This is a genomic window from Kitasatospora sp. NPDC127121, assembly GCF_042677305.1.
GTDB lineage: Bacteria > Actinomycetota > Actinomycetes > Streptomycetales > Streptomycetaceae > Kitasatospora.
In genome coordinates this window covers 1-26,780 of the sequence record NZ_JBHXTQ010000027.1, presented here as the reverse complement: position 1 = coordinate 26,780, position 26,780 = coordinate 1, and the positions used below count along the sequence as shown (strand labels likewise).

20 protein-coding genes are annotated in these 26,780 nt (G+C 72.9%); 11 read left to right on the top strand and 9 right to left on the bottom strand.

What is annotated here, in order from left to right; all coding sequences use genetic code 11:
- Nucleotides 1-417: 417 nt before the first annotated feature.
- The gene (locus ACFVHI_RS16090) at nt 418-1,197 is read left to right on the top strand and encodes a hypothetical protein (protein WP_380339583.1); all 780 of its coding nucleotides are present in this window, start codon (nt 418-420) and stop codon (nt 1,195-1,197) included.
- The gene (locus ACFVHI_RS16085) at nt 1,194-1,706 is read left to right on the top strand and encodes a GNAT family N-acetyltransferase (protein ID WP_063346395.1); all 513 of its coding nucleotides are present in this window, start codon (nt 1,194-1,196) and stop codon (nt 1,704-1,706) included. The genes ACFVHI_RS16090 and ACFVHI_RS16085 overlap by 4 nt, the downstream gene beginning before the upstream one ends.
- Before the next feature lie 188 nt (nt 1,707-1,894).
- On the opposite strand, the gene ACFVHI_RS16080 is transcribed toward ACFVHI_RS16085, so the two are convergent.
- Nucleotides 1,895-2,554 carry an HAD family hydrolase gene (locus ACFVHI_RS16080; RefSeq protein WP_380339580.1) on the bottom strand — a complete coding sequence of 220 codons (660 nt, stop codon included), beginning with the start codon at nt 2,552-2,554 and terminating at the stop codon, nt 1,895-1,897.
- A gap of 261 nt (nt 2,555-2,815) precedes the next feature.
- Between ACFVHI_RS16080 and ACFVHI_RS16075 the strand changes: the two genes are divergently transcribed.
- On the top strand, nt 2,816-3,979 hold the full coding sequence (locus ACFVHI_RS16075; RefSeq protein ID WP_380339577.1) for a DUF4157 domain-containing protein: 1,164 nt from the start codon (nt 2,816-2,818) through the stop codon (nt 3,977-3,979).
- 97 nt (nt 3,980-4,076) lie between these two features.
- The gene (locus tag ACFVHI_RS16070; protein ID WP_380339574.1) at nt 4,077-4,766 is read left to right on the top strand and encodes a hypothetical protein; all 690 of its coding nucleotides are present in this window, start codon (nt 4,077-4,079) and stop codon (nt 4,764-4,766) included.
- Between the two features lie 69 nt (nt 4,767-4,835).
- On the opposite strand, the gene ACFVHI_RS16065 is transcribed toward ACFVHI_RS16070, so the two are convergent.
- The 4 genes from ACFVHI_RS16065 to ACFVHI_RS16050 form a co-directional block, all read right to left on the bottom strand.
- Nucleotides 4,836-5,531: a hypothetical protein gene (locus ACFVHI_RS16065; protein ID WP_380339571.1), complete on the bottom strand. Its 696-nt coding sequence runs from the start codon at nt 5,529-5,531 to the stop codon at nt 4,836-4,838.
- Complete coding sequence (locus ACFVHI_RS16060; protein ID WP_380339568.1) at nt 5,528-9,739, bottom strand: NEW3 domain-containing protein; 4,212 nt, start codon at nt 9,737-9,739, stop codon at nt 5,528-5,530. Before ACFVHI_RS16060 ends, ACFVHI_RS16065 begins: the two co-directional genes overlap by 4 nt.
- Nucleotides 9,740-9,823: 84 nt before the next feature.
- Nucleotides 9,824-12,277 carry a discoidin domain-containing protein gene (locus ACFVHI_RS16055; RefSeq protein WP_380339565.1) on the bottom strand — a complete coding sequence of 818 codons (2,454 nt, stop codon included), beginning with the start codon at nt 12,275-12,277 and terminating at the stop codon, nt 9,824-9,826.
- Between the two features lie 223 nt (nt 12,278-12,500).
- Nucleotides 12,501-13,577 carry a LacI family DNA-binding transcriptional regulator gene (locus ACFVHI_RS16050; protein ID WP_380339563.1) on the bottom strand — a complete coding sequence of 359 codons (1,077 nt, stop codon included), beginning with the start codon at nt 13,575-13,577 and terminating at the stop codon, nt 12,501-12,503.
- Between the two features lie 170 nt (nt 13,578-13,747).
- Between ACFVHI_RS16050 and ACFVHI_RS16045 the strand changes: the two genes are divergently transcribed.
- The 7 genes from ACFVHI_RS16045 to manA all read left to right on the top strand — a co-directional run bounded on the left by ACFVHI_RS16045 (nt 13,748) and on the right by manA (nt 23,872).
- A complete protein-coding gene (locus ACFVHI_RS16045; RefSeq protein WP_063346402.1) occupies nt 13,748-15,037 on the top strand; it encodes an ABC transporter substrate-binding protein in 1,290 nt (429 codons plus the stop codon).
- Nucleotides 15,038-15,134: 97 nt separating this feature from the next.
- The gene (locus ACFVHI_RS16040) at nt 15,135-16,007 is read left to right on the top strand and encodes a carbohydrate ABC transporter permease (RefSeq protein WP_380339560.1); all 873 of its coding nucleotides are present in this window, start codon (nt 15,135-15,137) and stop codon (nt 16,005-16,007) included.
- Nucleotides 16,004-16,939 carry a carbohydrate ABC transporter permease gene (locus ACFVHI_RS16035; protein WP_380339692.1) on the top strand — a complete coding sequence of 312 codons (936 nt, stop codon included), beginning with the start codon at nt 16,004-16,006 and terminating at the stop codon, nt 16,937-16,939. The genes ACFVHI_RS16040 and ACFVHI_RS16035 overlap by 4 nt, the downstream gene beginning before the upstream one ends.
- An 82-nt stretch (nt 16,940-17,021) precedes the next feature.
- Nucleotides 17,022-18,290, top strand: coding sequence for a glycosyl hydrolase (locus ACFVHI_RS16030; RefSeq protein ID WP_380339557.1), 1,269 nt, complete (start codon nt 17,022-17,024; stop codon nt 18,288-18,290).
- 88 nt (nt 18,291-18,378) lie between these two features.
- Nucleotides 18,379-21,420, top strand: coding sequence for an alpha-mannosidase (locus tag ACFVHI_RS16025; protein ID WP_380339555.1), 3,042 nt, complete (start codon nt 18,379-18,381; stop codon nt 21,418-21,420).
- A gap of 217 nt (nt 21,421-21,637) precedes the next feature.
- On the top strand, nt 21,638-22,588 hold the full coding sequence (locus ACFVHI_RS16020) for an ROK family protein (RefSeq protein ID WP_380339552.1): 951 nt from the start codon (nt 21,638-21,640) through the stop codon (nt 22,586-22,588).
- A 24-nt stretch (nt 22,589-22,612) separates the two neighbouring features.
- Nucleotides 22,613-23,872, top strand: coding sequence for a mannose-6-phosphate isomerase, class I (manA, locus tag ACFVHI_RS16015; protein WP_380339549.1), 1,260 nt, complete (start codon nt 22,613-22,615; stop codon nt 23,870-23,872).
- On the opposite strand, the gene ACFVHI_RS16010 is transcribed toward manA, so the two are convergent.
- From ACFVHI_RS16010 to ACFVHI_RS15995, 4 genes are all read right to left on the bottom strand, one after another.
- A complete protein-coding gene (locus tag ACFVHI_RS16010) occupies nt 23,755-24,231 on the bottom strand; it encodes a DUF2267 domain-containing protein (protein ID WP_079135401.1) in 477 nt (158 codons plus the stop codon). The genes manA and ACFVHI_RS16010 overlap by 118 nt on opposite strands.
- Nucleotides 24,232-24,564: 333 nt before the next feature.
- Nucleotides 24,565-25,137: a thioesterase family protein gene (locus ACFVHI_RS16005; RefSeq protein WP_063346409.1), complete on the bottom strand. Its 573-nt coding sequence runs from the start codon at nt 25,135-25,137 to the stop codon at nt 24,565-24,567.
- Entirely contained in the window at nt 25,134-25,469 is a 336-nt protein-coding gene (locus tag ACFVHI_RS16000; protein ID WP_063346410.1) for a hypothetical protein, read from the bottom strand. Before ACFVHI_RS16000 ends, ACFVHI_RS16005 begins: the two co-directional genes overlap by 4 nt.
- Before the next feature lie 252 nt (nt 25,470-25,721).
- A complete protein-coding gene (locus tag ACFVHI_RS15995) occupies nt 25,722-26,690 on the bottom strand; it encodes a DUF6528 family protein (protein ID WP_380339544.1) in 969 nt (322 codons plus the stop codon).
- Nucleotides 26,691-26,780: the final 90 nt, after the last annotated feature.

The window sequence follows — 26,780 nt, the reverse complement described above, 5'->3', positions numbered from 1 at the left end:
ACGGCGACCAACGCCCGAGGCCCAGGCAGCCCGGCGGACCCTCCCGGTCGAGACGGGGGCGTCATCAGCATCCAGGACGGAAACCACCGCCTGGGCGCGGCCACCAAGTTGGGCCACGCCTACGCCCCCTGCAAGATCGTCTGAACGCCAATCCCTCTGCCGCCTCGACGGTGCTCCCGGCCCGCCGAGCAACCAGCTCGGCGGGCCGGTCGGCCACGCCAACCGGTGGCCATCAACGGTCACGCCCTGCGGCGAATCCCGCCACCAAGGCAGCAGCGATGACCACCCACCACACGAGCCGGGCGGCAACGGCGGCACCTCCCATCGAGGCACCGGGGGTGAACGGCGACGGCATTTACGCCACCGCCCGCAGCGAGGGCGGCCGCGCGGACCGGCGCCAATCAGGCACTCAGCAAGGTGGACAAAACGATCAGCGGCGGCGTCCAACGACGTCTCTACAGCCTCGCCGCCGACTACACCGCCACGGCCGGGTTCTCCTGCATCGACGACCGCCGCTTGGACGACGCCGAGCGGTATTTCGAGACGGCTCTGCGCCTCGCCGGTCTCGGAAACGACCACGTGACCGCAATGCGAGTCTTCAACTGCCTCTCCATGGTGGGCTATCAACGCAACAGGCCGTCGGCCGCCCTGTCAGCCGCCCGAGCCGCCCAGGACGCCGGGGCAACCCGCCGCGACCCGTTCCTCGCCTCCCTCGCGCACGCCCGCGCCGCGATCGCCCACTCCACCGCAGGCGACCGGCAGGCCGCCCTGCGCTGCCTCGGACACGCCCGTGATGCGCTGGGCCGCGCGGACAGCCGCGAGCGTCCGCCGTGGACCGACTTCTACGGGCCGGCCGAACTGTTCGCGCTGAGTGCTGTCGTCCATCAGCACCTCGACGACAGCGCAGAGTCCGAGAGCGCATCACACCGTGCCCTGGCCGGGATCCCCCCACAGTTCCGCCGCAACCGTGCGTCCGCCACCGCCCGCCTCGCGCTTGCCCAGCTCGGACAAGGAGAAGTCGAACAGGCCATCGTCACCGCCACCGGCGTGTACGCCCTGATGGGCGCCGACCCGCTTCCGCCGAGGCTGCGCACTCTCCTCGGCGACTTCCACCGCGGCCTGATCACCCTGGCACCGACCTCGGCGGCTACGCGAGAGTGGACCGACCGAGTCCACGCCCAGGGAGACACCCAGTGACGATAGCCCTCCGCCGCTACGAGGCCGGCAGCATTCCCGCCGACCACACGCAGTTGCTCATCGACGTCCACGCGGACGCCTATCGGGAGCAAGCCGACGACCCCTTCGTCCAGCGCTTCCCCTGGTTCGCCAAGCACTGGACGTCCCGGCCGGGCTACAGCTGTGTCATGGCCTACGACGCCGACGAGCCGGTCGGCTACTCCTACGGCGCCCCGCTGGAAGACGGCCGCGAGTGGTGGCGCCCCCACATGCCGCCGCCCGCCGACACGTCGACGTTCGCCGTGTCCGAGGTCATGGTGCGCCCCGACTGGCGGAAGCTCGGCATCGCCGAGCAGACACACAATGCACTGCTGTCCGAGCGGGCCGAGGCGCTGGCCGTGCTCTACGTCGACGTCACCCACCCTCGTGTCCTGGCACTGTACGAACGCTGGGCATACAAAAAGGTCGGCGAGCACCGTCCGTTCGAAGACGCCCCGCTCTACGCCGTCATGGTCCGCGTCCTTCGGTAGCCCGGTCAGTCCGCACCGCCGCGCAGCAGCAACGGGCCGACACCAGGCCGCCGCCGTGCAGGCCCGGCCGCGGCACCACCCGTAAGTCCGACGGCGACACAAACCGCGGTATCCGAAGCAGTTCAGCCCGCCGCGCTCGGGGCGAGCGCGGCGGGTCGACGACCGCCTCTACTCGTGGTCCGCGACGCTCAGTTCGCTCCGGCGTTAGCCTTCGCGATCAGCTCCGGCAGCTGGGCGAGCGAGTCGATCCGGAGGGTCGCGCGGTCGACTGCGGGGTCGTGCTGCTGAATCCAGCCCCACGGTCCCCGGCGGATCAGCGCGGTCTGCATCCCCGCGCGGGCGGCGGGCAGGACGTCGTTGTCCAGGCGGTCGCCGACGTAGAGGATCTCGCCCGGATCAGCCGGAACCACTGCGGCGACTCGTTCGAAGAAAGCGGGGTCCGGCTTGCTCGCGCCCCAGTCGTCGGACGTGCCGATCAGGTCGACGTCGGCGGAGAACAGCCGGCGAAGGATCGCCCCGGCCCGCACGGTCTGGTTTCCGGCGATGGCCAGCCAGAGGCCGTCCGCCCGGAGCCGGGCCAGGGCCGGGCGGACATCGGGATACAGATCCTCCTCGCCGAACGTCTCGGGCTGACCGGCCGCCGCCCGCTTCTCCCGTTCCTCGTACAGGTCGAAACCGGGGCGGAAGACCTGGAAGGCCTCGCGGTAGTCGCGCCCCTCGGCGATCACCGCCCCGAACTGTGCCACGAAGGTGTGCCGAGGCACGCCCAGCCAATCCGCCCAGGTGCCGTACTCCCGGGTCTCGTCCACCAGGCACTCGCCGACGTCGAACACCACTGCGCGAATCATGCCGACAGCCTAGCCAAGCCATCAGTCCAAGCTCGGCCGGCTGACGACGGGTGTGGCCCCTGGGGACATCGGACGTTGCCCTGGCGTACCTTCCGCCGGAGGTGCGGGGTCGAACAGACTGGGAGGGACTGTCGCCGATCCCTCGAAGGGGCCTTTCCTGTGCGTGCCCATGACTCCGGTAGTGCGTTTGCCGCCGACCGACGACCGGGCCGTAGCAGTCGGCCCGCGGCTCCCGCCCGGCTGCCGTCCGGTGCCCGGGCGGTGACTCCGGCAGCGCTCACCGCCATGCAGCGGGCCGTGGGCAATGCCGCGGTGAGCCGGATGCTGGAGCAGGAACAGGAGCAGCACGAGCACGCCGCGGCCGACGTACAGCGTTCTGCCGTCCACGAGGTGCTGAGGAGCGCCGGCACGCCCTTGGCCGACGGGATCCGGAGCGAGATGGAGACGCGGCTGGGTGCGGACTTCTCCGATGTCCGGCTGCACACGGGTGCGACCGCCCGGGAGTCGGCGGCGGGGATCGGCGCCCGCGCGTACACCTCGGGCAGCCACATCGTGCTCGGCGCCGGAGGGGGCGACAAGCACACGCTCGCGCACGAGTTGACCCACGTCATCCAGCAGCGCAGCGGCCCTGTCGCGGGCACCGACGACGGGACGGGACTGCGGGTCAGCGACCCCTCCGACCGCTTCGAGCGCGAGGCCGAGGCCAACGCCTCCCGGGTGCTGTCCCGGCCGCTCGCCCGGGAGTCCGAGGCGGAGCACGCGGCGCACGCGCACGGCACGCAGGCCGTCGGGCCCTCGGTGCAGCGGCGCCCTGCGGCGAAGCCCGCCGGGGAGGAGGGCGACCACACCCACGTCGACCCGGACTATCCGGGGTTGCGGCTCGTCCTGGACGAGAAGCTGACCAAGGAGTACTACGAGAAGATCTACCAACTCGCGGGCTCCGAGGAGCGCGTGATCTTCGACGAGGACGGCAGCTACGGGTACATCAAGGTCGACGACGACCTGGAGACCTACTACAAGCTCGTCAACATGGAGGTCGGTCCGGAGCAGGCGCAGGCGGACCTGAGCGGCCACTTCTCCCGGCAGCGGGACACCAGCTTCCACGTCCGGGCGGGCGCCGGGGCCTTCCAGGGTGCGCAGATCGACCAGTTGCAGGACTTCGAGGCGCAGGGTGTGCGTTCGGGCCAACTGGTCGAGGTGAGCGTCGCGTTGCTGCAGCAGGCCAGCGGCCGTGCGCAGACCGTGGCGGGCGGGCTCGTCGAGAAGCGGCTCGGCGCCGCCGTCACCGGCATGAAGAACAGCGCCGCACTCGAACCGATCAAGATCCGGGTCGACGGGGGCGGCATCAGCATCCAGGACGGAAACCACCGCCTGGGCGCGGCCGTTCAGCTGGGGCACGCCTACGTGCCGTGCAAGATCGCCTGACGGGGGCTGCCGAGTCGGGGCGACCCGTAGCGGCTCGCGGCCGGCCGGTCGGCGCCTTGTACTTCCGCAGCGCGCCGCGCACTTCTACCGTTGCGTCATGCGGCGTGTTCTGATGGATCGTTCGAACCCGGGCGTGCTCGACCTGGTCCTCGTGGAGCGGGGCGGCTCGCTCCGGTACGCCCTCACGGCCGCGCTCCAGAGCGTGATCGCGGCACCGGTGCTGTTCCTGTACGGTGCTCTCTTCTCCCTTCCCCTCGACATCGGCATGCTGTTCGCCGGCACCGGATGGGGCCCGGTGTGGGCGGCGGCCGGGATCGCCGGTGGGGCGTGCGCGGTCATCGGGTGGGCGCTGATGGTCCGCCTGGTCTTCCGTACCGTGCACCGGCTGCGCTTCGCGCCCTCCGCCGAGCCGGCCACTGTTGTCCTCGTCCGGGGGGCCCGGGCGGACCGGCCGATGCCGGTCACCGAGGTGCGACGGATCCGGATCGACCACTCCACAGAGGAGCCGTACGACGGCGACCCGCGCCCGAGGTCCGTCACCATCACGCTGACCGTCCTGCTGGAGCGCGGCGAGCTCCCCCAGCGGCCCCTGCCCCAGGACACCGACACCACTGCGCTCCACCGCGAGCTGCGCGAGGCCCTCTCCCCCGCCGTCGAGGTGGACCTGCACGTCAGCCACCACCAGCGCCCCGCACCGCCGCCCCCGCCCTCGGTCTCGGACCGGCGCTCGTGGAACCACTTCCGGTACGGGCACGGCGGTTCGACCGGCGGCGTGGGCGGCGGCTGAGCCTGGCCACCGGCCCCCTTCGCCGACCTCGACGGGGCCACCGTCGAGATCGGCGGAGGGGGCGGCGCCTCAGTGGCGGTGGTGGTTGTCGGGTTGGGCCGGGTCGCCGGGGTGCTCCAATCCCTCGACGAGGGTGAGGCGTTGGGCGCGCTCGTGGTCGAGCCAGCGGACGAAGGCGGCGCGGCGGGCGGCTTCGGTTAGGTCGGTGGTGGGGTCGCGCTCCTCCGGGGTGGTGCGGACGGCGAGGAGGGCGGCCGTCCAGGGGCCGGCGGTGACCCAGGTACCGGGTGCGGCCTCGCGGAGGGCTTCGGCGAGGGCGGCGGGCAGGGTGTCGGGGTCGGCCTCCAACTCGCCGTCGGGCAGGGCGAGGTGCCAGACGGACGACGGCGGGCGGGTGGTCAGGGTGCGGTAGTGGGCGACGTCGGCGGCGGAGGGTTCGACGTCGGCGGTGACCGCCGCGTAGACGGCCCGGACGGCGGCGCTGCCCTCGTAGGCGGCGGCGGTGATGGAGCCGAGTTCGACGGCGGCCTGCTGGTCCAGGCGCGCCGGTCCGGTGGACCGTACGGGCAGGTCGCGCTCGGTGGCGACCGCCTCGCACAGCGCCTCGGTCAGCAGCACCTGGGCGACCCAGCGGGTGAGCTGGCGGCCCTCCGAACTGCCGGACTGAGGCAGGGCGGTGGAACGCGGGCCGGTGCGGAGGGCGGCGAGGCGGTGGTCGAGGGCGGTGCGCGGGAGCGGCCGGCCGTCGAGCAGACCGAGGGTCATGCCTCCACCTCCAGGGCGACGGTCGGGGCGTACTGGCAGCGGCCGAACCACATCACCTTGGCCAGCGCCCAGTACGCGCCGGGGTCGGTGGATTCGGGGGCGGCGATCTCGAAGTCCACGGTCGAGGACGATCCGGCCGCCACGGTGAAGCCGCGGACCGGGTCGGCGATGGCCTCCCAGGTGCCCCAGGGGGAGACGAGTTGCAGTTCGCCGCGGATCTCGCCGCGGGTGCGGTTGGTGAGGGTGAGGCCGAGGGTGGTGCGGCCGCCCGGGGTGACGCGCAGGGTCTCCTCGGAGACGGCGACGTCCAGGCCGGTGTCGCGGCCGGTGGTGGCCTTGGTGCCCTGGGCGATCGTCCAGTCCTCGGGGGTGTCGCCGGGGGCGGGCAGCAGGCCGGGGAGGTCGCCGACGGCGATGGTCACGACGTCCTCGATCTCCTGGCCGTCGTGCACGATCCGGACGGCGGCGAAGTGCAGGCCGGGCAGCGCTTCGGCGGGCGGGGTGAGGGTGACCGGGAAGCGCAGGTGGCCGCCGGGCTCCAGCCGGTAGGGGCGGCTGCCGAGGCTGGTCTGCCAGCCCTCGGGCGGCAGGACGACGGCCGTGCCCTCGACCACCGCGTCGCGCAGCTGCGAGGACAGGGCGACGGAGAGTTCGACCGCCTCGCCGTCCGTCCGCAGCAGGCCGGGCGAGGCGCCGACGGAGACCGGCAGGTAGCCGAGCGGCGCCGGGCCCCGGTTGTGCAGCCAGTAGCGGGCGTGGACGGGCTGCGCGGGTTCGGCGACCGGGCCGAGGACCGGGCCGCCGGGTTCGGCGGCGACGCCCGGGGCGGCGAGCAAGGTGGCGATCTGCGAGCCGGCGAGGTCGACGCGCTCGACGGCCTCGCCGAGGGGGCGTTCCAGCAGGTCGGCGGGCCGCAGGTGGCTCAGCCCGAGTGCGCCGCCGAGTTCCGCCGTACGCCCGAGGCCGGTCGACTCGACCAACCGGACGGCGAGTTCACGCCCGACGACCGCCGCCGATCCGTGCGCGATCGGGTTGCCGGCGGGCTTGAGCGCGCCGAGCAGGACTTCGCGCTGCGGTTCGATCCGCAGCCAGGAGAGGGTGGCCGGCAGCGGGCCGTCCTGCGGCGGCGCGATCCGGGCGTAGAGCGGGTGGTTGAACTCCTGGCCCTGGGCGGGCAGGGTCTGGCTCCGCCAGTCGCCCGGGCCGCCGACCAGTGCGTAGCTGAACTCGTGCGTCCAGTGCTGGAGTTGGAAGGAGGCGCCGTCGGGCAGGGTGCGCCGGGGCGGGTCGATCCAGACGCCGGAGGGCCAGCCGGTGCAGGAGCGCATCAGCGAGAGGTGCAGGGCTCCGGTGGTGTCGACCGCGAAGCCGGGCAGGCCGAAGCTGAGCAACGCGACGGTGTGGTCGGCGAGTTGGTCCACGACCTCGGACGGGCAGACGGCGCTGATCCGGGCGTCGGCGAGGTCCGCGACCAGCGCGGCGGCGTCCGCGACGACCAGCGCGGGCAGTGCCCGCAGGTCCCGCAGGTCGGCGCCGGGCTGCCAGACCTCGGCGAGCGGGGTGAGCGCGGGCACCCAGACCGCGCCGTGCGTCTTGAGGACGCTCGCGTACTCCTCGCCGGCCCGCTCGATCAACTCCCGGGCGGCGTCGTTCTCTTCCGGCCCGCCGAGGACGATCCGGAAGTCGGGCAGGTTGGAGTCGACGTCCAGCCAGCCGTACCGGGCCCAGTCGGCGCCGGAGGTGGTGGCGGTGACGCCGACCCGGGCGAGGGCGACCACCAGCGGGCGGGCGTCGGCGGCGTCGTCCAGGCTCGGGACGACCACCTCGGCAACGCCCAACGCCCGCTCCCCCAGCGGCGATCCGGCCGGATCGGACAGGACGGCGCGCGCGGTGGCGCCGAGGCCGAACCAGGTGTTGGCCGGGTTGTCCAAGGTCCACGGCGCCTCGGCGGAGTCGACGTCGGGCAGGGCGAAGCCGCGCCCGACGACGGCGCCGGCGACCTCGCTGACCGGCAGCGCGCCGGGCAGGTCGACGGGGAAGCGCAGCCGCAGCAGTCGGTCGGCGCCGGAGTAGTCGACGACCCTGGTCCGGCAGTCGACCCGGTCGAGGCCGCGCCACAGGGTGACGGTCTGCTCGTAGCGGATCCCGTCGACGGTGCCGCCGATCACCAGCCGCTCGCCGAGCGGGCCGGTCTCGCGGCGCACGTCGGCCGGGGCCGTGCCGGAGCCGCGCACCGGCCCGCTGGGCACCAGGTGCCAGGGGCCCTCGCCGAAGTCGGGGTGCTGCGGGTACTCCTCGTAGACCCGCAGTTCGTTGCCGATCCGGCCGCCCTGGATCAACTCCCGGTCGTGCAGCAGGTCGTGGACGGAGGACAGGCCGCCGCCACGGACGGGGTCGGCGCTCACCCGGTAGCGGTCGTTGCTGATCACCACGCCCTCGGCCGCCGTCCAGGGCTCCGCCGCCGGGCCCTCCACCAGCCGCCAGGTGCGCCAGCCGAGCGCGGGGACGTCGGCGGCGAGGAAGCGCAGGGCCCCCCGGTCGACGGTGCTCGGCACGGGCTCGCCCCGGTCGTCGAGCACCCGTACCGCCCCGGTCCGCGGGGGCAGTTGGACGACGACCAGGTCGGTCCGGTCGAAGGAGAGCGTGTTGGTGACGACCACAGCCGAGTCGGCCGACCCTGCGTCGGCGGCCGAGCCGACGCCGGCGGTGGAGATCCGCGCGGTCAGCACGTCCAGCGCCTCGTCCCGGACGGCGGCCGCCAGGTCGTGCGCCTCGCGCCAGCCGCCGAGCAGGTCGAGGTAGACCTGGTCGGACTCGGAGCCGGTGATGGCGTCGTGGTGGGCGCCGTAGGCGAGTTGGCGCCAGACCTTGTCGAGGGCGGCGGTCGGGTACTGCCCGAGGCCGTGGACGGCGGCGAGGGTGGCGAGCTTCTCGGCGTCGGCGGCGGCGACCTCGCCGGCCCGCTGGGCCTGCTTGGTGTCGATGTACGAGACGTCCTTGCCGGTGTAGACCGGGTTCATGTCGCGGGTCTGCGGGCTGGGCCGGCGGCCGGTGGCGGCGAGTTCGGCCCGGACGGCGTCGAGGAAGTCGCGCGGGGTGGCGCAGACGAAGCGCGGCCAGAGGTACTTGGCGGCCCAGGAGCGGTGGATCTCGGTGACCCACTTGTTGGGCGGGGTGTAGTCGGTGCCGACGGGCAGCAGCAGGTTCCTGGTCGCGCCGACGGGCTTGAGCTTGCGGTACAGCTCGTAGACGGCCTGTTCGGCGGTGGCGAGGTCCGGGGAGGAGTCCATCCACCAGCCGGCCGAGTAGTGGTGCGGCATGTAGTGGGTGAGCACGCCCTCGCCGGAGGGGGCGATCCACTCGAACTCGCTCGGGAACTGCATCACCCGGGCGTCGTCCTTGGCCTCGCGGAAGTTCTTCTGGATCGGGCCCCACTGGTGGAAGGGGCCGCGGGCCCAGGCGCTGCCGGTGAGGCCGGCCGCGGCGAGGTGGCCGGGGAACTGCGGGTCGTGCCCGAACACGTCGAGTTGCCAGGCGGTCTGCGGGTCGCCGCCGAGGATGTCGCGCTGGTAGCCGATGCCGTAGACGAGGTTGCGGATGGTGGTCTCGGCGCCGGTGAGGTTGGTGTTGGGCTCGTTGTAGGTGCCGCCGACGAGTTCGACCTGGCCGCGCTCCAGCAGCGTGCGCAGGGTCTCGCGGCGCTCGGGGTGCTGGTCGAAGTACGGCTTGAGGTAGTCGACTTCGGCGAGGACGAACTTGTACACCGGGTCCCGCAGCGCGAGGTCCATGTGCGCGTCGACGAGCGCGAAGCCGTTGCGCTCCCAGAGGGGCCGGGTGGTGGCGTCGGCGGAGAGCAGTTCCCAGGGGGAGGTGTAGGCGGCCTGGGTGTTCCACCAGACCGGGTCGTAGTGGAAGTGCGAGACCAGGAACATCGTCCAGCCGGGCTCGGCGACCTCCACCAGGGCGTCCACGCAGGCGCCCTCCGCCTCGACGGTGACGGGGAGTTTGGTGCCCGGCTCGGGGGCGCCGGTGAGCTCCAGTGGGACTTCGACCAGCCCCGTGCCGGTCGCCTCGCCGCGCACACCCGGACCGCTGACGGTGATCCGGGCGGCCGGGCCGTCGAGGGTGACCCGCAGCAGTTGGCGCGGGGCTTCCTCGGGACCGGTGAAGAGGTCGGTGTTCTCGACGGCGGTGATGGTGACCGGCACGGGGAGGGTCCTTTCGGTGCAGGTACGGGGGCCGGGCGCGGGGTCGGTTGCCGCGCGCCCGGCGGGAGTTGCCGGCGTGCCCGGCTACTGGCCCCAGGCCTCGAACTCGTAGATGCGGGCGGCCGGGTCGGTGTTCTGGGTGGGCTTGGTGACGACCAGCCGGACGTAGCGGGCGGTGGTGGTCACCGGGTGGGTGGTGGTGCCCGCGGTGTTGCCGGTGACGTCGGCGACCGTCGTCCAGGGGTCGGTGGTGTTCGAGCGGACCTGGATCGAGAAGTCGCGGGTGTTGAAGGCCGCGCTCTCGCCGCCCGCGCCCGCGTGCTTGACCACGAACTTGGACAGCTGCTTGGCCGAACCGAGGTCCACCTCAAGCCACTTGGAGCTGTTCAGGCTGCACCACTTGTCGCCGGTGCCGCCGTTGACGGTGCCGTTGACGGCCTTGGCCGGGCCTTCGTTGGCGTTGCACTGGCCGGAGGCGGTGGCCGGGCGGTTCAGCGCCAGGTTGCCGCCGGTCGCGGGCGGCGTGCCCGTCCAGCCGACGGTGGTGGAGGCGGCGGTGGAGCGGCCGTAGGTGGTGGAGACGGCCTCGACGTCGAGGGTGGTGGCGTCCTCGGTGCCGGCCCGGTCGAGCCGCCCGACGTAGTACGCGTCGTTGGGGGTCGCGCCGAGGAAGGTCCGGCTGCCGTCGGCGTTGCGCCGGTACACCTCGTAGTGGTGGACGTCGCCGCCGGGCGCGGCCGTCCAGGAGAGCCGCAGCGACTGGCTGGAGCCCGCCGTCACGTCGCTCGCGCCGAGGACGGTGAGGCCGCTGGGCCCCGCCGGGGCGCCCACCTCGCCGTCGTGGACGGAGATCTGGCCGATCCGCACGTCGTAGGCGGGGTCGGTGCCGTCGGCCCGGAGGGCGAGCTGGGCGATGGTGCGGCCCGCGTACGGGGCGAGGTCGAGGGTGTGCCGCTCCCACCCGGTACCGGAGTTGGCGCCGACGTCGATCGTGGTGAAGCTGTTCGGCGCGTCGGTGAAGGAGACCGCGGCCTTGAGCTTGGTGGGCCCGGCGGCCGGGGTCTTGACCACCAGGTCCAGCTTGGTGTTCGCGGCGACGGGCAGTTTGGTCTCGTACAGCCGCACGGTGTTGGCGGCGTCCAGGGTGCCGGTGAGGCGCAGCGAGGAGCCGCCCTGGTAGGCGTCGGTGAAGTCGACGGACGGGGTGAGCCGGCTGCCGCTGGAGTCGACCATCCACCGGTAGGTCGGCGGGACGTCCTGGAGGGACAGGTTGTTCCAGCCGCCGGTGGCGACCCGGGTGCCGGCGGAGTTGTAGAAGTCCCCCTGCCCGGTGTTGAAGTTGGTGACGAAGGGCTTGGCGGTGATCGGCGAGGACTCGGCGACGTAGCCGGCCAGGCCGGGCCAGTTGTCGGCGGGGTTGGCCTTGGACGGGTCGTTGTTGGCGCCGACCCAGTAGCGGGCGTCCTTGGCGTAGAAGTCGGCCCGGTCGGTGGCGGACTTCCAGGTCCATTCGGGCCGGTAGAGGCCGAGCGAGGTGGTGTGCGGCCGGCCGGCCGGGAAGAGGGAGTTCCAGTCGACGCCGGTGTTGTAGCCGTTGGCCTCGGTGTCGATGCCGGAGTAGAGGTCGTACTCGCTGCGGCCGAGTTGCCGGGCCAGTGCGCGGGAGGAGTTCAGGCCGCCGGAGCTCCAGTTGAAGTTCAGGAACATCGAGTCCGAGGTGCGCTTCGAACCGTCCTGGAGGAACGGGGAGTTGGCGGAGGTGAGGGCGTTCTGCCAGTTGACCGAGCCGGAGGTGGTCATGGCGTCGTACCACATGAACTCGGTGCCGCTCTTGGCCTTGCTGTACTGCATGAGGTTGCGCACTTCGGTGGCGAGGGCCGAATCCCCGCCGCCGGTCTCCTGGTTGATGAACCAGCCGTCGAAGCCGTAGTACTGGGCGGCCTGGGCGAGCTTGTCGGCGACGGGGTAGCTGTTGCCGGACTTCTGGACGAAGTCGCGGAGCCACTGGAGCTGACCGCCGTAGGCGGCGGGCGGGAAGAAGACGGTGCCGTAGACCTTGACGCCGTTGCGGTGGGCGGCGTCGATGACGGTCGGGTTGGGGGCGAGGATCAGGCCCTCGCCGGCCGAGCCGCCCCAGAAGACCAGCTTGTCGACGTACTGCCAGTAGCCGAAGGCGTAGTAGTTGGGGTCGGCGGAGCCCTGGGAGGGGTTGTTGGAGGTGGGCCCGAAGGAGACCAGGGAGGCGACCTTCCCTTCGCCGGTGCGGGCGTTGGGGTTGGCCTTGAGGGCGGGGTCGCTGGTGCGCGGCTGGAGCGGGACGCTGGAGCGGTTGAAGCGGGCGTCCGGGTCGGTGGCCGGGTCCCAGTTGAGGATGGTGGAGGGGTACCAGTACGAGGCGTAGGGCTGGGTGCCGGGGGTGCCGGGCGTACTGGCGGTCGGGGTGGTGGGCGCCTGCGGCCCGGCGTGGGCGGCGGGGGCGGCGCCCAGCACGGCGGCCGCGAGGGCGGCGCTGAGCAGCAGGGGTATCCGTCGTGACATGCGTGGCTCCGATCGAGCGGAGGTGGGTGGGGGCGGGCCGTCGGCGTGGACGGGCCGGGTGCATGTGGGCGTGGCGGTGCGCGCGGGGGCGGGGCGACCGCGTCGCCGCTGCGGCCTGCGCAGCGGCGACGCGGCGGGCCCGCGGGGGGAGCGGGCCTGCGGAGGGTGCGGGCCGGACAGGGCCTGGGTGCGCGCCGGGCGGAGGCCGCTCGGCGCAGCGAACCTAAACCGGTTCAGGAGCGCTGTCAACGACTCGCGCAGCAACCACCCCGTCGGGTGGCTCGGCCCCCGGCGGCGAGGTGGACTCGCGCACGGTCAGCCGCGGCGTGGGCATCTGCAGGTCGCGCCCGGAGCCGGCCTCGTCGAGGGCCGCCAGCAGGCTGCGGGCGACCTGCTCGCCGAGCGCGAAGGTGTCCCGGCTGAGCGCGGTCAGCGGCGGGTGGACGATCCGGGCCAGCACCGAGTCGTCGAAGGAGACGATGGACAGTTCGGCGGGGACCGCGACGCCCATCTCCCCGGCCACGCCGAGCCCCGCGACGGCCATCACGTCGCTGTCGTAGACGATCGCGGTGGGCCGCCGGGGCCGGGAGAGCAGGGTGCGGGTGGCGGCGGCGCCCTCGGCGTCGCTGAAGTCGGTGGGCACCGACACGGCCTCCTCCAGCCCGAGCCGGCGGGAGGCGTCGCGCAGCGCGCGGATCCGGCGCTGGGTGTGCTGGAAGTGCGGCAGCCCGGCGAGGTGGGCGATCCGGTGGTGCCCGATGGCGGCCAGGTAGTCGACGATGGAGAGCATCGCCTCCCGGTCGTCGGCCCAGATCCGCAGCGGGCCGCCGCCCTTGCCGGGCCCGCCCAGGATGACGGCGGGCAGGCCGAGTTCGTCCAGCACCGGCAGCCGCGGGTCGCGGACCTGGAGGTCGACGACGATGAAGCCGTCGACCCGGTGCTCGGAGGCCCAGCGCCGGTAGACCTCGATCTCGGCGGCGGTGTCCTCGACCACCATCAGGTGCAGCGCGACGGAGCTGGCCGAGAGCACCGCCTGGAGGCCGGACAGCAGTTGGCTGAAGAACGGCTCGACGCCGATGGTGCGGGCCGGGCGGGCGATCACCAGCCCGACGGCGTCGGCCCTGGCTCCGCCGAGGGCCCGCGCGGCGCTGTGCGGGCGCCAGTTCATCTCCTCGGCGACCCGCAGGATCCGGGCCCTGGTCGCCTCGCTCACGCCGGGGCGGCCGTTGAGCGCGAAGGACACCGCGCCCTTGGAGACACCGGCCTGGCGCGCGATGTCGGCGATCGTCGGTCTGGCCACAGAACCCGACTCCTCTCTTGACATCCAAGTTTAGGCGGGAGCATAGTCCCTGGCATAGCTAGACCGGTTTAGTAATACAGGTTCTGGAACTCGGCACCACCCCCGTGACCCAAAACCACCCCCCGAGCTCGGCACGATCCCCCACCCACCCCCAGGACCGGGAGACCCTCATGCGAAGAATCTGGGCGGCACTGACCACGACGGCGTTCACCGCGGCCGCACTCACCGGCTGCGGACTCGGCTCCAGCGAAAGCAAGAACAGCGACAGCGTGGCGAGTGCGGCCGCCACCGGCGAGGTCAAGGGCAAGGTCTCGATCCAGACCTGGGCGCTCAAGCCGAAGTTCACCGACTACGTCCAAGGCGTCCTCGACGGCTTCAAGAAGAAGTACCCCGGCGTCGAGGTCGAGTGGCTCGACCAGCCCGGCGAGGGCTACTCCGACAAGGTCCTCAGCCAGGCCGCGTCCGGCGGCCTGCCCGACGTGGTCAACCTCCCGCCGGACTTCGCCTTCCCGCTGGCCAAGAAGGACCTCCTGCTGGACGTCCTCAAGGCCGACCCCAAGCTCGCCGACGAGTACGTCGCAGGCGGCGTCGAGGCCTACCGCTACACCGGCCTGAACGGCACCTTCGGCTACCCGTGGTACCTCAACACCGATGTGAACTACTGGAATTCGGAACTCCTGACGAAGAACGGACTGGACCCGAAGAAGCTCCCCGCCAGCCTGGACGACCTGATCGCCCAGTCCCGGGCGATGAAGGAGAAGTCCGGCGGCCAGACCTACCTGATGAGCCGCAAGCCGGGCCTCGGCGACCTCTACAACGCCGGCGTGAAGCTCATGTCCGACGACGGCAAGTCCTTCACCTTCAACACCCCCGAGGCCGCCGCGCTGCTCGACAAGTACCGCGACGCCTTCAAGGAGGGCCTGCTGCCCAAGGACGTGCTGACCAACACCTACGTCGGCAACTCCAAGCTCTTCAACGCGGGCACGGCGGCCTGGACCACCGGCGGCGGCAACTTCATCACCAGCCTCGCCACCGACAACCCGACGATGGCCCCGAAGATGCTCTCCTCCCCCACCATGGGCGTCCCGCCGCTGTACGTACAAGGCCTGACCATCCCGAAGAACACCAAGAACCCGGCCGCCGCCGTCGCCCTCGCCCGCTGGGTCACCAGCCCCGAGAACCAGGCCGCGTTCTCCCACCTGACCAGCGTCTTCCCGTCCACCAAGGCCTCCGCGAACGACCCGTTCTTCAGCAAGAGCGACGGCACCAACGCCGGCGACGCCAAGGTGGTCGCCTTCGACTCGCTCGCCAAGGCCAAGCTGATCCAGCCCGTCCAGGTCGACGACGCCATGAGCACCATCATCAACCAGCAGATCGCGCTGGCCATCAGCGGCGACGCGAGCTCCAAGCAGGCGCTGGACTCCGCCGTCGAGCAGTGCAACAAGCTGCTCAAGGGCTGACGGCCGACCGCCACCCCGACCGTACCGGTCGAGCGGCGGGCCACCCCCGCCCGCCGCACCCGGGAATGACCCGCACCACCCCCAGGAAGGCAACGGCATGACCCACCGGCGTTGGTTCACCCCCTGGCTGCTCGCCGGGCCCGCGATACTCTGGCTGGCCGTCTTCAACCTCTGGCCGGCCGTCAACACGGTGATCCTGTCCTTCACCAACGCCAAGCCCCTGGGCGGCGGGCAGTTCACCGGCCTGGAGAACTACGGGCGCCTGCTCGACGACGAACAGCTCGCCGACGCCCTGCTCAACAGCATCGTCTTCATGCTGGTCTGCCTGCCCCTGCTGACCATCCTGCCGCTGCTGCTCGCCCTGCTCGTCCAGCGCAAGGTCCCCGGCATCACCTTCTTCCGCACCGCCTTCTACACCCCGGTCATCGCCTCCGCCGTCGTGGTGGCGCTGATCTGGGGCTGGGTGCTGGACGACCGCGGCCTGGTCAACGGCCTGCTCCAGCAGTCCGGGATGACCGACTCCCCGGTCGCCTTCCTCACCGACCGCTGGCTGCTGCTGTTCAGCGCGATCGCCCTGACCGTCTGGAAGGGCTTCGGCTACTACATGGTCATCTACCTCTCCGCCCTCGCCAACGTCCCGCGCGAACTGCACGAGGCGGCGGCCGTCGACGGCGCCAGCCCGATCCGCCGGTTCTGGCACGTCACCCTGCCCGGGGTGCGGCCGACCATGATGCTGGTCTCCGTCCTCATCTCGGTCAGCGCGCTGCGCGTCTTCTCCGAGTTGTACGTGCTCTCCCACGGCCAGGGCGGCCCGGGCGGGCGGGACATGTCGGTGGTGATGCTGATCCAGATGTACAGCCGCGGCTTCAACGGCCACCTCGGCTACGCCTCCGCGCTCAGCCTGATGCTGTTCGTCATCACCCTCGGCCCGATGCTGCTGCTGATGCGCCTGAACCGGAAGGCGGCCTGAACCCCGTGACCGACTCCCGTTCGAAGGCCGCCCGCCGCGCTCAAGACTCGCAGGGCTCGCAGGGACCCCGGGGCTCCCGGGGCTCCCAGGGCTCCCGGGGTTTCAACACCCCCTCCCCCGCCCAGACCGCCGGCCGCTACCTGCTCCTGGTGCTCGTCCTGCTGCTGGTGGTCGGGCCGTTCCTGTGGCAGCTCTCCACCTCCCTCAAGGGCCCCAACGAGGACGTCTACACCAGCACCCCCAGCTTCATCCCCGAACAGCTGACCTTCGGCAACTACGGCAAGGTCGCCGAGACCATCCCGGTCTGGACCTACGCCCTCAACTCGCTGATCGTCGCCGCCATCTGCATCACCGGCAACGTGGTCGGCTGCACCCTGGCCGGCTACGCGCTCGCCCGGCTGCGCTTCCGCGGCGCCAAGCTCGTCCTCGGCCTCTTCCTCGCCACCCTGGTGCTCCCCGGCGAGGTCACCATCGTCTCCCAGTACGTGCTGGTGCGCGGCCTCGGTCTGGCCGACAGCCTGACCGGCGTCGCCCTGCCCGGCGCGATCGCCATGCTCAACGTGCTGCTGATGCGCACCGCCTTCGCCGCCGTCCCGCTCGAACTCGACCAGGCCGCCCTGGTCGACGGCGCCACCGTGTGGCAGCGGCTCTGGCACATCAGCCTGCCCAACGTGCGCGGCATGCTCAGCGTGATCGTCATCTTCACCTTCATCGGCGCCTGGGACGACTTCCTCTGGCCACTGATCGTGCTCAACGACCCGCAGAAGTACACCCTCACCGTCGGACTCCAGTACCTCAACGGCACCTTCTCCGCGAACCCGCGGCTGATCGCGGCCGGCACCATGATCGCCTTCCTGCCGATCGTCGTGGTGTTCGGCGTCTGCCAGCGCTTCTTCTTCAAGGGCGTCGAGGAGGGAGCCGTCAAGGGTTAGGCCCGGTCCGACCGAGGACGTGTCCGACGATTCCTGACCCCACCGCCCGTTCGCCCCACACCCGTTGAGGAATCACCCGCCCATGAGCACCCCCGCACCGCAGCGCCCCCGCTTCGGCGTCAACTACACACCCAGCGCCGGCTGGTTCCACCACTGGCTCGACTTCGACCTGGACGCCGTCCGCGCCGACTTCGACTCCATCGCCGCACTCGGCCTGGACCACGTCCGGGTCTTCCCGCTCTGGCCGCTGTTCCAGCCCAACCGCACCCTGATCCGCCCGCGCGCCGTCGAGCAGTTGGCGGCCCTGGTGGACGCGGCCGGCGAACGCGGCCTGGACGTCGCGGTGGACGGCCTCCAGGGCCACCTGTCGAGCTTCGACTTCCTGCCCTCCTGGACGCAGACCTGGCACCGGCGCAACATCTTCACCGACCCCGAGGTCCTCGACGGCCAGGCCGCCTACCTGCGCACCCTCGCCGAGGCGCTGCACGAGCGGCCCAACTTCCTCGGCATGACGCTCGGCAACGAGATCAACCAGTTCTCCGGCGAACCGCACCCCGACCCCGACCGGATCACCCCCGGACAGGCCGACGCCTGGCTGCGCCGGATGCTCGACGCCTGCGAGCAGGGCGCGCCCGGCCGGATGCACCTGCACGCCTCCTACGACGCCGCCTGGTACCTGGACGAACACCCGTTCACCCCCTGGCACTCGGCCCGGATCGGCGCCGCCACCGCCGTGCACTCCTGGGTGTTCAACGGCACCGCCCAGCGCTACGGCGCCCACTCCACCGCCACCGCGCAGCACGCCGCCTACCTGGTCGAGCTCTCCAAGGCCTGGGCGGACGACCCGGCCCGCCCGGTCTGGCTCCAGGAGGTCGGCGCCCCCGCCCCGCACATCACCGCCGAGGACGCCGCCCGGTTCACCGGTGCCACCGTCGAGGCCGTGCTCGACTGCCCGGACGTGTGGGGCGTCACCTGGTGGTGCTCGCACGACGTGGACCGCTCGCTGGCCGACTTCCCCGAGCTGGAGTACAGCCTCGGCCTGCTCACCACCGACCGCGCGGTCAAGCCGGCCGGCGCCCGACTGGCCGAGGCCGCCGCCGAGGCGCGCCGCTCCTGGCAGCCGCCCGCGCCGCGCACCACCGCCGTGGTGGTGGCCACCGGGGACGAGGTGACCGCGCCCAAGCGCTCGGTCTGCGGGCCCGGCGGCGCCGTCTACGAGGCGTTCATGCGCCTCGCCGAGGCGGGCGCCCGCCCGACCACCGTCCTCGCCGAACACGCCGAGGACCAGGCCCACCTGGCCGCGCGCGGGATCACCGAGGTGGTCCACCCGGACGACGTACGGTCCCTGTAACCCTTCGCCCCAGCCGTTACCCCTCAGCCACGATCCTCACTCACGCCCCTCAGACACGCCCCTCAGTCACGCAACGGAGCCCGCTGACATGCACGATGACCGCACGCTGGTCGAGTCCCGCCTCAAGCGCGTCCTGGACGAGCGCATCCGCCCGGCCGTCTACCCCGAGTCCGTCCCGCTGGAGGTCGGCATCTGGACGGCACCCGGCGAGCCCGTCCCGGTCGCCGAGGGCCTGGCCGCGCCGCGCACCCCGATCGCGGTCGGCGACGCCTGGGGCGCGCCGTGGGGCACCAGCTGGATCACCGTGACCGGCACCGTGCCGCAGGCCTGGGCCGGGCGGACGGTCGAGGCGCTGATCGACCTCGGCTTCGACGCCAACATGCCCGGCTTCCAGTGCGAGGGCCTGGTCTACCGCCCGGACGGCACCCCGGTGAAGGGCCTCAACCCGCAGAACCAGTGGGTGCGCATCGCCGCCCCCGCGGCCGGCGGCGAGCAGGTCCTGCTGCACGTCGAGGCGGCCTCCAACCCGGTCATCCTGGACTACCACCCCTTCCTGCCCACCGAGTTGGGCGACAAGGACACCGCCGGCGACCAGCCGCAGTACAAGCTGACCCGGATGGACCTCGCCGTCTTCGACGAGACGGTCTGGCAGCTGGTGATCGACCTGGAGGTGCTCGGCGAGCTGATGGCCGAGCTGCCGGTGGACGGCGCCCGCCGCTGGGACGTCCTGCGCGCGGTCGAGCGGGCGCTCGACGCGATCGACCTCCAGGACGTCAACGGCACGGCGGCCGCCGCCCGTTCGGAGCTCGCCGGGGTGCTGGCCGCGCCCGCCGTGCCGTCCGCGCACCGGATCAGTGCGATCGGCCACGCGCACATCGACTCGGCCTGGCTCTGGCCGCTGCGCGAGACCGTCCGCAAGGTGGCGCGCACCACCGCCAACATGACCGCGCTGCTGGAGGACGAGCCGGACTTCCTCTACACCATGTCCCAGGCGCAGCAGTTCGCCTGGATCAAGGAGCACCGCCCCGAGGTGTACGCCCGGGTGCAGAAGGCCGTGGCGCAGGGCCGGTTCGTCCCGGCCGGCGGCATGTGGGTCGAGTCCGACACCAACATGCCCAGCTCGGAGGCGATGGCCCGGCAGTTCGTGCACGGCAAGCGGTTCTTCCTGGACGAGTTCGGGGTGGAGAACCACGAGGCGTGGCTGCCCGACACCTTCGGCTTCACCGGCGGCCTGCCGCAGATCATCCGCAACGCGGGTTCCAAGTGGCTGCTGACGCAGAAGATCTCGTGGAGCCAGATCAACAAGTTCCCGCACCACACCTTCCTCTGGGAGGGCATCGACGGGACGAGGATCTTCACCCACTTCCCGCCCGTGGACACCTACAACTGCTCCATGAAGGGCAGCGAGATCGCCCACGCGGCAAGGAACTTCAAGGACAAGGGAGTGGCCCGGCACTCGCTCGCCCCGACCGGCTGGGGCGACGGCGGCGGCGGCACCACCCGCGAGATGGTCGCCAAGGCGGGCCGGATGAAGGACCTGGAGGGCTCGGCCACCGTCCGCTGGGAGAAGCCCGCCGAGTTCTTCACCAAGGCCGAGGCCGAGTACCCGAACCCGCCGGTCTGGGTCGGCGAGCTCTACCTGGAGCTGCACCGGGCCACCCTGACCAGCCAGGCGAAGACCAAGCAGGGCAACCGGCGCAGCGAGAACCTGCTGCGCGAGGCCGAACTCTGGTGCGCCACTGCGTCGTTGCGCACCGGCGCGGCCTACCCGTACGAGCAGCTGGACCGGATCTGGAAGACCGTCCTGCTGCACCAGTTCCACGACATCCTGCCCGGCTCCTCCATCGCCTGGGTGCACCGCGAGGCCGAGGCGACGTACGCGGCGCTGGCCGCGGAGCTGGACTCGCTGATCGACGGCGCCCAGCAGGCCCTCGCCGGGGACACCGCCGGCGGGCGCGAGCTGGTGTTCAACTCGGCGCCGCACCCGCGCTCGGCCGTCCCGGCCGGCGGGGCCGCCCCGGCCGTGTTCGGCGCGGGCGCCTGCGAGGTCGTCGAGCGGCCCGAGGGCGGCTTCCTGCTGCGCAACGGGCTGCTGGACGTGGTCGTGGACGCCGACGGCCTGGTGGCGTCGGTGGTCGAGGTGGCGAGCGGCCGGGAGAGCGTCGCCCCCGGCACCCGGGCCAACCTGCTCCAGTTGCACCCGGACTTCCCCAACATGTGGGACGCCTGGGACGTCGACCAGTTCTACCGCAACACCGTCACCGACCTGACCGCCGTGGACGCGCTGACGGCGCTCTCCGCCCCCGACCAGGCCACCGTCCGGGTCGCGCGCTCCTTCGGCTCGTCCACCGTCGTCCAGACGCTCACCCTGCGGGCGGGCGAGCAGCGGCTCGACATCGACACCGAGGTCGACTGGCACGAGACCGAGAAGTTCCTCAAGGCCGCGTTCCCGCTGGACGTGCACACCGAGCGGTACGCCGCCGAGACCCAGTTCGGCCACCTCTACCGGCCCACCCACACCAACACCAGCTGGGACGCCGCCAAGTTCGAGGCCTGCAACCACCGCTTCGTCCACCTTGACGAGCCCGGCTGGGGCGTCGCCCTCGTCACCGCCTCCACCTACGGCCACGACGTCACCCGCGCCGTGCGCGACACCGACGGCGGCACCACCACCACCGTCCGCTTCTCGCTGCTGCGCGCGCCGCGCTTCCCCGACCCGAAGACCGACCAGGGCCTGCACCGCTTCCGGCACGCCCTCGTCCCGGGCGCGGCGATCGGCGACGCCGTCCGCGAGGGCTACCGGATCGGCCTGCCCGAGCGGCGCGTCACCGGCAGCGCCGAGCAGGTCGCGCCGCTGGTGCAGCTGGACAACGACGCGCTGGTGGTCAGCGCGGTCAAGCTCGCCGACGACCGCAGCGGCGACCTGATCGTCCGGGTCTACGAGGCCGGCGGCGGCCGCGCCCGTGGCCTGCTCACCACCTCCTACCCGCTGGCCGGCGCCGTCCCCTGCGACCTGCTGGAGCGGCCCTGGGACGGCACCCGCGGCGAGGTGGCCGTGGAGGACGGCGCGGTGCGGCTGGCGCTGCGGCCGTTCGAGCTGGTCACGCTGCGCCTGAGCGCGGCGGGCTGAGCACGGCCGGCTGACGGCGGGGCCCTACCGCTGGGGCCCCGCCGCTGGGGCCCCGCCGCTGGGGCCCCGCCGTTGGGGGCCCCGCCGTTGGGGGCCCCGCCGTTGGGGGTCTCGCACCCCCGCCCGCCGCGCCCCGCATGCCGCACTACGCTGATCGGCGCCCCGGCCCGCCCGCCGGGGCGCCACCCCCGCCCGAACCCGCCTGGAGCCCGCCGCGATGACCCTCACCCCGCCGCCCGCCGCCACCCCGCTGTTCGCCGCCGTGGACATCGGCGGCACCAAGATCGCCGGGGCGCTGGTCGACGGCCACGGGCGGCTGCGGCACCGGCTCCAACTGCCCACCCCGGCCCGGGAGCCGGGCGCGGCCGTGCTCGCCGTCGTGCACGAGGTGCTGGACCGGCTCGCCGGCACCGCCGACTGGACCGCCGTGACGGCCGTCGGGATCGGCAGCGCCGGCCCGGTCGACCTCGCCGCCGGCACCGTCAGCCCCGTCAACATCCCCGGCTGGCGCGACTTCCCGCTGGTCGCCGAGGTCGCCGCGCACCCGGCGGTGGCCGCCCGGCGGCTGCCCGTCCACCTGGCCGGGGACGGCGTCGCGATGGCCGCCGCCGAGCACTGGCAGGGCGCCGCCCGGGGCGCGGCCAACGCGCTGTGCCTGGTGGTTTCGACCGGGGTCGGCGCCGGGCTGGTGCTCGACGGCGCCGTCCGTCCCGGCCCGAGCGGCAACGCCGGCCACCTCGGCCACATCAGCGTCGACCTGGACGGCGAGCCCTGCCCGTGCGGCTCGCGCGGCTGCCTGGAGGGTCTCGCCAGCGGCACCACGATCGCCCGCCGGGCCCTCGCCGAGGGCTGGCGCCCGGCCGGGGAGGACCGCTCGGCCCGGGCCGTCGCCGCCGACGCCGAGGCGGGCGACCCGGTCGCGCTCGCCTCCTTCGACCGCGCCGCCCAGGCCCTCGCCGCCGGGATCGCCGCCACCGCGGCCCTGGTCGACCTCGACCGGGTGGTGGTCGGCGGCGGCGTCGCCACCGCCGGCGACGTCCTGTTCGCGCCGCTCGCCCGCCACCTCGACCGCTACGCCACGCTGTCCTACATCCGCGGCCTCGACGTCCGCCGCGCCGAACTCGGTACCGATGCCGGGCTGATCGGCGCGGCCGCGCTCTGCCGCTGACCCGAACCCCTCGGAGGCCGCGCCATGTCGCTCCCGCCCTTCGCCCTGCTCCACAACCCGGTCCGCCCGTACGCGTGGGGCTCGCCCACCGCCATCCCCGCACTGACCGGCACCGCGCCGACCGGCGCCCCGCAGGCCGAACTGTGGATGGGCGCACACCCGTCGGCTCCCTCCGAGCTGCTGGCTCCGGACGGCGCCGGCGGGCCGCAGCCGCTGGACGAACTCATCCAGCGGTACCCGAACGCCATGCTCGGGCCGGACACCGTGGGGCGGTTCGGCCCGGCGCTGCCGTTCCTGTTCAAGGTGCTGGCCGCCGACCGGGCGCTCTCCCTCCAGGTCCACCCGACCCGGACCCAGGCGGCGGCCGGGTACGCGGCCGAGGAAGCCCGCGGGGTCCCGCTCGACGCACCCGAGCGGGTCTTCAAGGACCCCGGGCACAAGCCCGAACTCATCTGCGCCCTCGGGGACTTCGAAGCACTGTGCGGATTCCGCCCGGCCCCCGACACGGCCCGGCTGCTGGACGCGCTCGCCGTCCCGCTGCTCGCCCGCTGGGCGGACGACCTGCGCGCGCACCCCGCCGCCGAGGTCCTGCCCGCACTGCTGCGCCGGGTCCTGGCCGAGGACCGTCCCACCGGCCCCCAACTCCGCGACATCACCAGGGCGTTGCACCGGCTCGCGGCCGAGGGCGGCCCGTTCGCCGAGGCCTGCGCCGGCTACGCCCGCGCCGCCGCGCAGTACCCCGGCGACCCGGGCCTGGTCGCCGCGCTGCTGCTCAACCACGTCCGGCTTACGGCGGGCCAGGCCCTCTACCTGGACGCTGGCGTGCCGCACGCCTACCTCCGGGGCGTGGGTGTGGAGTTGATGGCCAACTCGGACAACGTGCTGCGCTGCGGGCTCACCCCCAAGCACGTCGACGTCGACGGCCTGCTGGCGGTCACGTCCTTCCACACCGGTGAACCGCAGGTCCTCACGGCGCTCCCAGGAGACCGGTTCGAGGACGAATTCCCCTCCCCCGCCGAGGAGTTCCGACTCTCCCGGCTGCGCCCGGGCCCGGCCGCCGTCCGCGCCGAGCTGCCCACCCCGCAGATCCTGCTGTGCGCCGAGGGCCGCGCCCGACTGCACGCCCCCGGCTTCGCGGACCTCGACCTCCCCCGGGGCGCGTCCGTCTACCTGCGGCCGGGTGCCGGACCGGTCGAGCTGACCGGCCGGGGTGCGGAGCTGTTCCGGGCCACCACCGGCGCGCCGGCCCAGGCCGGCACCGGGTGGCCGAACAGCAGGTCGTAACCGTCCGGGAGCTGCTCGACCACGCGGTCGACCAGTTCCCCCGGGGCCAGGTCGGCGAGGGTGCCGAGCACGGCCCCGATGTCCCACGGCCCAGTCGCCTCGGTCGCGCCGTCGATCCAGCCGACCACACCGCGCACGAAGCGCTCGGCGGTCAGCGGTTCGGCGGCGGGCCCGGCATCGCGCAGCAGCGGGGCGTACGCCTCGGGCAGCGCGTCGGCGAGCTCGGCCCGTTCGGCCCCGACCAGGTGCTCACCGAGCAGTGCGAGCACGACCCGGATGGCGTGCTCCGCCTCCGCCTCGCTCGGGTACTCCCCGCAGTCGACGACGCGGGCGCGGAAGTCCTCCGGGGAGATGGTCATCGCGTCCTCCTTCCGGTCGGCGGGGACCGGCTGCGCTCCGCCCGGAAGCCGGAGGCCGAGAGCCGCCGGCCCTCGCGCGGACGATCCGATGGCCCGATGGCCCGGTGGCGGCGGACGGCTGATGGCGGACGGCCCGTGGCGGACGGCTGGTGGCGGCGAGGTCCGGTCGGCTGCGCCGTCACGGCCCGTGACCGCCTGGGGTTCGCCGGTGCCCGTGCTGCTCAGCGTACTGCGGCACGGCGGCAGGGAGACCGGCCGGACGGATCGACGCCGTTGTCGATCACGTCGCCGGCCCGCGCCCTGCCCGGCGCGGGGCCACCAGGGGCCCGGGTGTCAGGCCGCCGAGGCCCGACACCGTCTGCGGGTGCGGTGCGGCAGAGCGGCGCCCGTGCGGGCCGCCACCCGCTGCGGCGGCGGCGCCGTGACCGGCACGGCCGGTGCGGTGGGCACAGCAGGCACAGCCGGCACGGCGGGGGCCCGCACCTCGTCCGGCATAAACGCCTCGAGAAAACGCCGCTCGTTCGAACTGAGTTTGCGCGAGCGGCCGGATTCACGGTCCCGCGCGACCACCACGGTCCTGGCCCGCATAAAGGTGTGCGGGTCACGGCAGACATCCACCACGATATGCGTGGAACTCCGCCCGATCCGTTCAACCGTCAACTGCACCGACAATGGCTCGGGCCGGTGGTACAACTGCTCCAGAAAATCGATCTCGTGTCGCGCGATAATGAATCCGGACGGGAACAGGGCGTCCCGGACGGCGGTCTCGTGGTGGCAGAACATGTCGTAAATCCCCTCCTGGACGTAGCCGACCAGCCGGGCGTTGTTGATGTGCCCGTTCTCGTCGACGTCGCTCCACCGGGTGGGGCAGGACAGCACGTGCACGCCCAGGTGCAGCGCGCTCACTGCTGCGTCAGCCCGGCGCCGGTCGCGGCGGGGAGCAGTGCCCGGCGCAACCTGGCGTAGTAACCGGACTGTTCCGCCGCCATCCGGGCCGCCGTCCAACCCTCCTCGGCCGCTTCCGCGGCGACCTGGACGACCAGGCTGTCGAGCACCGCGTCAACCGACCGGCAGAGTTCGGCGACCGCCGCGAGACGCTCGGTGACATCCGCGCCTCCGGCCGCGCCCCGGGCCGGGAAAGCGGCCAGCGATTCCGCCGCGAGTTGCAGGTCGTCGACGGTGTCCGGCATTTTCTCCGGCATGTTTTCCGGCATCAAATTCGACACGTTTTTCTCCATGACTCAATCCGGCCATTACGGCCCGGTAGCTAGTGTTCGAATACACCGAATCGGTGTCGGCCCCCCGACGCCTTCGACGCTATCCCAGCCGACACGGTGGACGGATGGTTTACGGACGGCGACGGGAAACTCACTTCTATTGGAGTAGTTTGCCGGGGTACACAATATGCCCCATCATCCGAATGCCGTCGGCAGAACGGGTGGCATCGCCGACCCGAACCCCGAAACCGGCACCTGCGCGTCGCAAATCTGCTACCAGCCTCCCCACCACCTCGCCTTGTAGAGGTGCGTCCCGCGCAGGGTCCGCGTACCGTCCGGCCGGTGCAGGGTGATCACCGAGGTGCACCAGGAGCACGGCCCGCTGTGGTCGGGGGCCACGGTCAGCAGCCGTCCGGTGCCGGGCTCGTCCCCGACGCTCTTCACGTCCCGGACGGCTGCGGGGTCGTCCAGCCGCACGGCGGTGAAGCGGTCGGCCGCCGGGTCGTACCGCCACAGGCCGGTCAGCGTGCTCACCCAGAACCGCCCCGGCTCGGCCAGCACCGGCGCGAGGTCGTGCCCGCCGTGGTCGGGCAGCGGCGTCGACCGGACGGCGGTCAGGGTGGGCGCCGCCGGGGTACCGCCCACCCGCAGCGCGGTCAGCACGTCGTCGCCGAGCACCCAGAGCAGGCCCGTCCGGCCGTCCCAGTGCACGCCGTGCGCGCCCGGGAGCGGGTAGCCGGCGTGGGCGGTGGCACGCGGCCCCTGCGAGGCCGCGTACAGCCGCACCCACCCGCCACCGCTCGCCGCGACCGCGACGTTGCCGTCCGGCAGCAGCTCGATGCTGTGCGGATTGGCCGCCCCGCCCAGGTCCGCCGCCCAGCGCGTCGCGCCGGTGGTGGTGTCCACGACGGCGGCCAGGCCGCCGGAGGCGGTGGTCAGCAGGTAGCGCCGGCCCTGCCGGACCCGGCTCTTCGCCTCGTCCGGATTCGTCCAGCTCCGCGCGGGCGCCAGGTCCGCGAGCCCGGCCGCCCGGTCGGCGCTCCAGCCCCACACGACCGGCAGCCGCCCCGGGCCCCGGTAGGCCATCAGCTCCTCGGCGCTCTGCAGCACCAGGACGCTACGGGACTCCTGGTCCACCACCACGACCGCCCACCCGGGCGACCTGGCCTGCGCGCCGGTCGCCGGCACGCAGAACAGCAGGACGCACAGGGCGCACAGGGCCGCCAGCCTTCTCCTCAGCACGCCCCCACCGTGCTTGCTCCCGGGCCGGTTTGCACGGTGGAGCGTCCGAACGGCCGTGGCGATCACGGTGGCGGATCCGGGGTGGCGGAT